This is a genomic window from Pontibacillus chungwhensis BH030062 (genome assembly GCF_000770675.1).
Taxonomy (GTDB): Bacteria; Bacillota; Bacilli; order Bacillales; family BH030062; genus Pontibacillus; species Pontibacillus chungwhensis.
The window spans coordinates 20600-29600 of sequence record NZ_AVBG01000024.1 but is presented as its reverse complement, the minus strand read 5'-3'; the positions used below and the strand labels follow the sequence as shown (position 1 = coordinate 29600).

The window sequence follows — 9001 nt, the reverse complement described above, 5'->3', positions numbered from 1 at the left end:
AGCAAACAACACTGGAGCTTCTGTTAAGAAGCGCGAAGATGTTCACAAAATGGCTGAAGCAAACAAAGCATTTGCTCACTACCGTTGGTAATAACGAACGTCAAACTATATCACCCAATAGGGAGGAGAAGAACGCATGCCTAGAGAGTTCTCCTTGGAAAAGACACGTAATATCGGTATCATGGCTCACATCGATGCTGGTAAAACCACTGCTACAGAACGTATCTTGTTCTATACAGGTCGTATCCACAAGCTAGGTGAAACGCACGAAGGTGCGTCTCAAATGGACTGGATGGAGCAGGAACAAGACCGTGGTATCACAATCACTTCTGCAGCAACAACTGCACAGTGGAAAGACCACCGCATCAATATCATTGATACACCTGGACACGTAGACTTCACAGTAGAAGTTGAACGTTCTCTACGTGTACTTGATGGTTCTGTGGCTGTACTAGACGCTCAGTCTGGTGTAGAACCACAAACAGAAACAGTATGGCGTCAGGCTACTACCTACGGTGTTCCGCGTATTGTTTTCATTAACAAGATGGACAAAGTAGGAGCTGACTTCCTATACTCTACTGGTACACTTCAGGATCGCCTTGGTGCGAACGCTCATCCAATCCAATTACCAATTGGTGCAGAAGATGAGTTTGAAGGAATTATCGATTTAATCGGTATGCAAGCTTATTTCTACGAAGATGACTTAGGTACACGTCTTGAAGCACGTGAAATCCCTGAGGAATACAAGGAACAAGCTGAAGAATACCGTGGCAAGCTAATTGAAGCTGTTGCGGAATCTGATGAAGAATTAATGATGAGATACCTTGAGGGTGAAGAGTTCACAAACGAAGAGCTTATGACTGCAATCCGTCAAGCTACTTTAAACGTAGACTTCTACCCAGTTCTATGTGGTTCTGCCTTTAAGAACAAAGGTGTTCAATTATTAATCGATGCTGTACTTGACTACCTTCCATCTCCATTGGACGTACCTCCAATCGAAGGTTTCGTTCCACGTACTGAGGAACAAGTAGTTCGTAAAGCAGACGATAAAGAGCCATTCTCAGCTCTTGCCTTTAAGGTAATGACAGACCCATACGTTGGTAAGTTAACATTCTTCCGCGTATACTCTGGTGTATTATCTTCTGGTTCATACGTTAAGAACTCTACAAAAGACAAGCGTGAGCGCGTAGGACGTATCCTACAAATGCACGCAAACTCTCGTGAAGAGATCTCTGAAGTATACACAGGAGATATTGCAGCTGGTGTTGGTCTTAAAGATACAGCTACAGGTGACACTCTATGTGATGAAAAGAACCTTGTTATCTTAGAATCCATGGAATTCCCTGAGCCAGTAATCTCTGTTGCGATCGAACCGAAGTCTAAAGCTGACCAAGATAAGATGTCTATCGCTCTTGGTAAGTTGGCTGAAGAAGATCCAACATTCAAGACGGAAACAAACGTTGAGACTGGTCAAACGATCATCTCTGGTATGGGTGAATTACACCTAGACATCATCGTTGACCGTCTTCGTCGCGAGTTCAAAGTAGAAGCGAACATTGGTAACCCACAGGTTGCTTACCGTGAAACGTTCCGCGGATCTGCAAACGTTGAAGGTAAGTTCGTACGTCAGTCTGGTGGTCGTGGACAATACGGTCACGTATGGATGACATTCGAGCCAAACGAAGAAGGCGCTGGCTTTGAATTCCAAAACAAAATTGTTGGTGGTGTAATTCCTCGTGAATACATCGCATCAGTACAACAAGGTGTCGAAGAAGCTATGGAAAACGGTGTTGTTGCCGGTTATCCACTAATCGACATTAAAGCAACTCTATTCGATGGATCATACCACGATGTAGACTCCAACGAAATGGCTTATAAAGTTGCCGCTTCTATGGCACTTAAAGAAGCGAAAAATAAATGTAAACCAGTTCTTCTTGAACCAATGATGAAAGTTGAGATCGTAATCCCAGAAGAATACATGGGAGACATCATGGGTGACGTAACTTCCCGTCGTGGACGTGTAGAAGGTATGGATACTCGTGGTACTGCTCAACTTGTTAAAGCATTCGTACCTCTATCTGAAATGTTCGGTTATGCAACAAGTCTTCGTTCTAACACACAAGGTCGCGGAACGTACACGATGCACTTCTCTCATTATGAAGAAGTACCGAAGAGCATTTCTGAAGAGATTATCAAGAAAAATTCTGGTCAGTAATTGATTTTTTCGTAAATCTCAAGTATAACTTGTATTGTACGTATAGGAGCTAGTTGTCATTTGGCAGTTAGCTCTTGTACAACAAATATATTTACAATAACATTTTCTTATATTTAAAGGAGGAAGTTTTAGAATGGGTAAAGAGAAATTTGACCGTTCCAAGTCCCACGTTAACATTGGGACTATTGGACACGTTGACCATGGTAAAACTACATTAACTGCAGCAATCACTACTTGCTTACACCAGCGTTCTGGTTCTGGTACAGCAATGGCGTACGACCAAATTGACGGTGCTCCAGAAGAGCGCGAGCGCGGTATTACAATCGCAACAGCTCACGTTGAGTACGAAACAGAATCTCGTCACTATGCACACGTTGACTGCCCAGGTCACGCTGACTACGTTAAGAACATGATCACTGGTGCGGCACAAATGGACGGCGCGATCCTAGTTGTATCTGCAGCTGACGGTCCAATGCCACAAACTCGTGAGCACATCCTACTTTCTCGTCAGGTTGGTGTACCTGCGATCGTAGTATTCCTTAACAAGTGCGACATGGTAGACGACGAAGAGCTACTTGAACTAGTAGAAATGGAAGTACGTGACCTTCTTGGCGAATACGACTTCCCTGGTGATGATGTACCAGTAGTTAAAGGTTCTGCTCTTAAAGCTCTTGAAGGCGAAGAGCAATACGTTAACGCAATCTACGAACTAATGGATGCTGTTGACGAGTACATCCCAACTCCAGAGCGTGACAACGACAAGCCATTCATGATGCCAGTTGAGGACGTATTCTCAATCACTGGCCGTGGTACAGTTGCAACTGGTCGTGTTGAGCGTGGTTCTGTTAAAGTTGGCGATGAAATTGAAATCATCGGTATGGCAGAAGAAGCATTCAAGACTACAGTAACTGGTGTTGAAATGTTCCGTAAGCTTCTTGACTATGCTGAAGCTGGTGACAACATCGGTGCACTACTTCGTGGTGTTAACCGTGACGACATCAACCGTGGTCAAGTACTAGCTAAGCCTGGTACAATCACACCTCACCATAAGTACAAAGCAGAAGTTTATGTACTTTCTAAAGAAGAAGGTGGACGTCACACTCCATTCTTCAACAACTACCGCCCACAGTTCTACTTCCGTACTACGGACGTAACTGGCGTTATCCAACTTCCTGAAGGCGTAGAAATGGTTATGCCTGGGGACAACGTAGAAATGGAAGTTGAACTTATTTCTAAAATCGCTATCGAAGATGGAACTAAGTTCTCTATCCGTGAAGGTGGCCGTACAGTAGGCGCTGGCGTTGTATCTACAATCATTGAATAGTCTTATTTAATGAATAAAGCAGTGAGCTCAAAAAGCTCGCTGCTTTTTTTATTTCTTTTGTAAGTTTAAGTCAAAACGAGTTTCTACTATATATATGTGTTTTACGATCAAACATGACTTATACTGCTAAACTCTTGTGTTATGGAAGATAAATTACAAAGAAACCTAATAAATAAGGTATGTCCCCTTGAAAACAAGGAAATACCTTTGTATAATAATAAAAGTGCAATCACATACGGAAAAAATAATTTGTTATTGCATTTGTGCCCATTATTTATTATAATAAGTAATGTTGGTCATAAAAGGCGATGAAGCGAAAGGTTGCTGAAACACCCGGCCCCTTTGCCATGGCGGGTACTTCAGGCTAAATTTTCGTGGAGAATGTCTGTTACTAAAATAGGCGAAAAAGGAGGGAAAATAATGGCAAAAGAGAAGATTCGTATTCGTTTAAAGGCGTATGATCACCGTATTCTAGATCAATCCGCTGAAAAGATTGTGGACACTGCTAAGCGTTCAGGAGCTAATGTTTCTGGTCCAATCCCGCTTCCGACAGAGCGTTCAATCTACACAGTGCTTCGTGCGGTACACAAATACAAAGATGCTCGTGAGCAATTTGAAATGCGTACACACAAACGTCTAATCGATATCGTAAATCCAACACCACAAACGGTTGACTCGCTAATGCGTTTAGATTTACCATCTGGTGTGGACATCGAAATTAAATTATAAAACTATATGAATAAATAGGAGGTGTGACGGATGACGAAAGGAATCTTAGGTCGTAAAGTCGGTATGACACAGCTTTTTGATGAAACTGGCGAATTAGTACCAGTAACAGTTGTTCAAGCTGATCAAAACGTTGTACTACAGAAGAAGACTTCTGAAAATGACGGTTATGAAGCTGTTCAGATCGGTTTTGCGGACAAACGAGATAAATTAGCTAACAAAGCTGAGAAAGGCCATGCTGGTAAAGCTGAGGCTGCTCCTAAGCGCTTCGTTCGTGAATTCCGTGATGCAAACCTTGAAGACTTCGATTTAGGTCAAGAGGTTTCTGTAAACGTATTTGCAGCTGGTGATGTAATCAACGTTACTGGTATTTCGAAGGGTAAAGGTTTCCAAGGTGCTATCAAGCGCCACAATCAAGGTCGCGGACCTGAAACTCACGGTTCTCGTTACCACCGTCGTCCAGGTTCTATGGGACAAATGGACCCAGGACACGTTTTCAAGGGTATGAACCTTCCAGGTCAAATGGGTGGCGAACAAGTCACAATCCAAAACCTTGAAGTAGTTAAAGTTGATGAAGAACGTAACCTTCTTCTTATCAAAGGTAACGTACCTGGTGCTAAGAAGTCTTACGTGAAAATCACAAGTGCAAATAAGGCTAACTAATACAATACGAAGGGAGGATATGTCATGCCTAAAGTAGCACTATTTAACCAAAGCGGTTCTCAAGTAGGCGATCTAGAGTTGAATGAGTCCGTTTTCGGTATTGAGCCAAACACACATGTAATGAACGAAGCAGTATTAATGCAGCGTGCTTCATTACGTCAAGGTACTCATTTAGTTAAAAATCGCTCTGAAGTAAGTGGCGGAGGACGCAAACCATGGCGTCAAAAAGGAACTGGACGTGCGCGTCAAGGTTCAATACGTTCACCACAATGGGTAGGCGGAGGAACTGTATTCGGTCCAACTCCACGTAGCTACAGCTACAAACTACCTAAAAAAGTTCGTCGTTTAGCTTTAAAATCTGCTCTTTCCCAAAAAGCTGCTGACAACGATCTAATCGTTCTAGAGAGCCTTTCTTTTGATGCTCCTAAAACAAAAGAAGTTGTTAACATGCTTAAAGGTTTAGACGCTAAAGAAGCAATCATTGTTACTGCTAACGTCGAAGAAAACGTAGTACTATCAGCTAATAACATCCAAGATGTTAAAGTACTAACTGTTGAACAAGTTAACGTTCTTGACTTGTTAACGCATGACAAGCTGATCTTAACTAAAGAAGCAGCTGAAAAAGCAGGGGAGGTGCTTGCATAATGAAGAACCCACGTGATATTATAAAGCGCCCTGTAATTACAGAAAGATCTGCGGATCTAATGGCTGAGAAAAAATACACGTTTGAAGTTAGCCCTAAAGCTAATAAAACTGAAATCAAAGAAGCTATCGAAGTTATCTTTGGTGTTAAAGTTGAAAAAGTAAACACAATGAACCTTAATGGTAAATTCAAGCGTATGGGACGTTATGGAGGTTACCGTGCCGACCGCAAAAAAGCAGTCGTTAAGTTAACTCCAGACAGCCAAGACCTTGAATTCTTCGAAGGTGCATAAATTAAAAATTGATAAATAAAGGAGGGAAATAAAGATGGCGATTAAAAAGTTTAGACCAACTACAAACGGTCGTCGCAGCATGTCAGGTTCTGATTTCGCTGAGATCACTACTGATCAACCAGAAAAATCCTTGCTAACTCCACTACACGGAAAAGGTGGACGTAACAACCAAGGTCGGTTAACAGTTCGTCATCAAGGCGGAGGTCACAAGCGTCAATACCGTATGATCGACTTCAAACGCGACAAAGATGGAATACCAGGACGCGTTGCTACAGTTGAGTACGACCCTAACCGTTCCGCTAACATTGCTCTAATCAACTATGTGGATGGTGAAAAACGTTATATCCTAGCTCCTAAAGGTCTTAAAGTAGGAACTGAAATTATTTCTGGTTCTGAAGCAGATATCAAGGTAGGTAACGCGTTAACACTTCAAGATATCCCAGTTGGTACAACAGTTCACAACATTGAACTTAAACCAGGACGCGGTGGACAAATCGCTCGTTCAGCTGGTGCATCTGCACAAATTCTTGGACGTGAAGGTAAATACACTCTAGTTCGTCTTAAATCTGGTGAGGTTCGCTTAGTTCTTGGTACTTGCCGCGCTACAGTAGGTCAAGTAGGTAACCTTGAGCATGAACTTATCAACGTAGGTAAAGCTGGTCGTTCTCGTTGGAAAGGTATCCGCCCAACAGTTCGTGGTTCTGTTATGAACCCAGTAGATCACCCACACGGTGGTGGTGAAGGACGTGCACCAATCGGTCTTCCATCTCCAATGTCACCATGGGGCAAACCTACACTTGGAAAGAAAACACGCAAACGCAACAAGTCGTCTGATAAATATATCGTACGTCGTCGTAAAAAATAATCGGGATAGACGTCGGGTGAGTTAACTCGACTGTCAATCACGAAGGGAGGTTTATGCATGGGTCGTAGCCTAAAAAAGGGACCTTTCGTTGATGATCATTTAATGAAAAAAGTTGAAGGTTTGAATGAGAGCGGGCAACATCAGGTTATTAAAACTTGGTCTCGTCGTTCTACAATCTTCCCTAACTTTGTGGGTCATACTATCGCAATTTATGATGGACGCAAACATGTACCTGTATATGTTACAGAAGACATGGTAGGCCACAAACTTGGTGAGTTCGCACCAACACGTACGTTCAAAGGCCACAGTGGCGATGATAAGAAAACAAAACGCTAAATGAGAGGAGGCACACAAGATGCAAGCCAAAGCCGTTGCGAAATCCGTTCGTATTGCTCCTCGTAAAGCTCGTTTGGTTATTGATTTAATTCGAGGAAAAAAGGTTGGGGAAGCAATTGCAATTCTGCGTCACACAGAGCGTGGAGCTTCACCAGAGATTGAAAAAGTACTAAACTCTGCTATTGCAAATGCGGAGCATAACTATGAAATGGACCCGGATAGTCTAGTAGTATCTGAAGCTTTTGTTAACGAAGGCGTAACTCTTAAACGTTTCCGTCCACGTGCGATGGGACGCGCAAGTCAGATCAACAAACGTACTAGTCATATCACGGTCGTTGTATCAGAAAAGAAGGAGGGATAATCAGTGGGTCAAAAAGTTAATCCAGTAGGTCTGCGTATTGGTGTCATTCGTGACTGGGAGTCAAAATGGTACGCTGGCAAAGACTATGCAGATTTACTTCATGAAGACATTAAGATTCGTGAATATGTAGAACAGCGTCTACAAGATGCTTCTGTATCTACTATTGAAATCGAACGTGCTGCGAACCGCGTTAACGTTACTATCCACACTGCGAAGCCAGGTATGGTAATTGGTAAAGGTGGTTCTGAGGTTGAAGCACTTCGTAAATCTCTAAATGATCTATCTGGCAAACGTGTTCACATCAACATCGTTGAAGTGAAAAAAGCTGATTTAGACGCAGCATTAGTTGCTGAGAATATTGCACGTCAACTAGAAAACCGTGTATCATTCCGTCGCGCTCAGAAACAAACTATCCAACGTGCTATGCGTGGAGGAGCGAAAGGAATTCGTACTCAGGTATCTGGTCGTCTAGGCGGAGCTGACATTGCTCGCGCAGAATCTTACAGTGAAGGTACTGTACCACTACACACACTTCGCGCAGACATCGATTACGGTACTGCAGAAGCTGACACAACATACGGTAAACTAGGTGTCAAAGTGTGGATCTACCGTGGAGAAGTCCTTCCATCAAAACGAAACTAAGGAAGGGGGAAAAGCATAATGTTAATGCCAAAACGCGTAAAATATCGTAAGCAACACCGTGATAGTTTAGCAGGCCGCGCGAAAGGCGGTACTACAGTAGCTTTCGGTGAATTCGGACTACAAGCTGTTGAACCAGCACGTATCACTAGCCGTCAAATCGAGGCAGCTCGTATTGCAATGACTCGTTACATGAAACGTGGCGGTAAAGTATGGATTAAAATCTTCCCAGATAAGCCTTACACAGCGAAGCCCCTAGAAGTACGTATGGGTTCCGGTAAAGGTGCACCTGAAGGTTGGGTAGCAGTTACGAAACCAGGCAAGATCATGTTTGAAGTTGCTGGAGTTTCAGAAGAAGTAGCACGCGAAGCATTACGTCTTGCTTCTCACAAACTGCCGATCAAAACGAAGTTTGTAAAACGTGAAGAAATTGGTGGTGAGATCAATGAAGGCTAATGAAATCAGAGAACTAACCACTGCCGAAATTGAACAAAAAGTTACGTCTCTTAAAGAAGAGCTATTTAACCTACGCTTCCAGCTAGCAACTGGTCAACTTGAAAACACTGCTCGCATCCGTCAAGTACGTAAGTCAATCGCGAGTATGAAAACCGTTGTTCGCGAAAGAGAGCTAGGCGCTAAATAATCGATAAACCGAGAGGAGGTTAGCCTCAAATGAGTGAACGCAATAATCGTAAGGTTTACACTGGCCGTGTTGTTTCAGATAAAATGGACAAAACGATTACTGTACTAGTTGAAACGTATAAGTTCCACCAACTATATGGTAAGCGTGTTAAATATTCTAAGAAATTCAAAACTCACGACGAGCAAAATGCTGCAAAACTTGGCGATGTCGTTAAAATTATGGAAACTCGTCCGCTATCCGCTAGCAAACGTTTCCGTTTAGTTGAAATCGTTGAAGAATCAGTTATTATCTAAT

Annotated in this window: 13 protein-coding genes and 1 pseudogene; all 14 read left to right on the top strand. The window is 42.7% G+C overall.

The window, feature by feature from the left end; translation table 11 throughout:
* Positions 1–91, top strand: a pseudogene (locus tag N780_RS18780) (30S ribosomal protein S7); the annotation flags it as partial.
* Positions 92–136: 45 nt separating this feature from the next.
* Positions 137–2215, top strand: a complete 2079-nt coding sequence (gene fusA, locus N780_RS18775) for an elongation factor G (RefSeq protein WP_036787786.1) — start codon at positions 137–139, stop codon at positions 2213–2215.
* Between the two features lie 133 nt (positions 2216–2348).
* Positions 2349–3539, top strand: coding sequence for an elongation factor Tu (tuf, locus tag N780_RS18770; RefSeq protein ID WP_036787783.1), 1191 nt, complete (start codon positions 2349–2351; stop codon positions 3537–3539).
* Positions 3540–3959: 420 nt separating this feature from the next.
* On the top strand, positions 3960–4268 hold the full coding sequence (gene rpsJ, locus N780_RS18765) for a 30S ribosomal protein S10 (RefSeq protein ID WP_036787781.1): 309 nt from the start codon (positions 3960–3962) through the stop codon (positions 4266–4268).
* A gap of 30 nt (positions 4269–4298) precedes the next feature.
* Positions 4299–4928, top strand: coding sequence for a 50S ribosomal protein L3 (gene rplC, locus N780_RS18760; RefSeq protein WP_036787779.1), 630 nt, complete (start codon positions 4299–4301; stop codon positions 4926–4928).
* Positions 4929–4952: 24 nt separating this feature from the next.
* Entirely contained in the window at positions 4953–5573 is a 621-nt protein-coding gene (gene rplD / locus N780_RS18755) for a 50S ribosomal protein L4 (RefSeq protein WP_036787776.1), read from the top strand.
* Positions 5573–5863: a 50S ribosomal protein L23 gene (rplW, locus tag N780_RS18750; protein WP_036787774.1), complete on the top strand. Its 291-nt coding sequence runs from the start codon at positions 5573–5575 to the stop codon at positions 5861–5863. Before rplD ends, rplW begins: the two co-directional genes overlap by 1 nt.
* Positions 5864–5897: 34 nt before the next feature.
* The gene (rplB, locus tag N780_RS18745) at positions 5898–6728 is read left to right on the top strand and encodes a 50S ribosomal protein L2 (RefSeq protein ID WP_036787772.1); all 831 of its coding nucleotides are present in this window, start codon (positions 5898–5900) and stop codon (positions 6726–6728) included.
* 57 nt (positions 6729–6785) lie between these two features.
* On the top strand, positions 6786–7064 hold the full coding sequence (gene rpsS / locus N780_RS18740; RefSeq protein WP_036787770.1) for a 30S ribosomal protein S19: 279 nt from the start codon (positions 6786–6788) through the stop codon (positions 7062–7064).
* Positions 7065–7083: 19 nt separating this feature from the next.
* On the top strand, positions 7084–7425 hold the full coding sequence (gene rplV / locus N780_RS18735) for a 50S ribosomal protein L22 (RefSeq protein WP_036787768.1): 342 nt from the start codon (positions 7084–7086) through the stop codon (positions 7423–7425).
* A 3-nt stretch (positions 7426–7428) separates the two neighbouring features.
* Positions 7429–8067 carry a 30S ribosomal protein S3 gene (gene rpsC / locus N780_RS18730; RefSeq protein WP_036787766.1) on the top strand — a complete coding sequence of 213 codons (639 nt, stop codon included), beginning with the start codon at positions 7429–7431 and terminating at the stop codon, positions 8065–8067.
* Between the two features lie 18 nt (positions 8068–8085).
* A complete protein-coding gene (gene rplP / locus N780_RS18725; RefSeq protein WP_036787764.1) occupies positions 8086–8520 on the top strand; it encodes a 50S ribosomal protein L16 in 435 nt (144 codons plus the stop codon).
* On the top strand, positions 8510–8707 hold the full coding sequence (gene rpmC / locus N780_RS18720; RefSeq protein WP_036787762.1) for a 50S ribosomal protein L29: 198 nt from the start codon (positions 8510–8512) through the stop codon (positions 8705–8707). The genes rplP and rpmC overlap by 11 nt, the downstream gene beginning before the upstream one ends.
* A gap of 29 nt (positions 8708–8736) precedes the next feature.
* Entirely contained in the window at positions 8737–9000 is a 264-nt protein-coding gene (gene rpsQ, locus N780_RS18715) for a 30S ribosomal protein S17 (RefSeq protein WP_036787760.1), read from the top strand.
* Position 9001: the final 1 nt, after the last annotated feature.